Annotated in this window: 1 protein-coding gene; it reads left to right on the top strand. The window is 50.2% G+C overall.

Translation table 11 applies throughout. The features are described 5' to 3' along the window. Positions 1–291, top strand: a 291-nt coding sequence (locus tag H8K55_RS21395) for an RHS repeat domain-containing protein (protein ID WP_222612574.1), incomplete at both ends; no start/stop codon positions are given.

Below are 291 nucleotides of genomic sequence, written 5' to 3'. Positions count from 1 at the left end.
GCACAGGCAGCACAGGCAGCCCAACAAGCATCACAAAAACTTACACCTACGACGGTCGCAACCAACTCACCGCCATCACCGACACAGCCGCAGGCAACACCACATTAAGCTACGACAGCCAAGGCAATCTCAGTCAAAAGATCCAAGGCAGTGATAGTACGTATTACAGCTACAACGCCAGAGACAACCTGATCAGCGTTCGCAAAAACAATACGGTGCTGGGCAACTACAGCAATAATCACTTAGGTCTGCGTGTCGAAAAAGAAGCCAAAGACCCCTTACAACCGAATG

Source organism: Affinundibacterium flavidum (genome assembly GCF_014284175.1).
GTDB classification, from domain to species: domain Bacteria; phylum Pseudomonadota; class Gammaproteobacteria; order Burkholderiales; family Burkholderiaceae_D; genus Undibacterium; species Undibacterium flavidum.
This window is presented reverse-complemented; position numbering and strand designations above follow the sequence as displayed.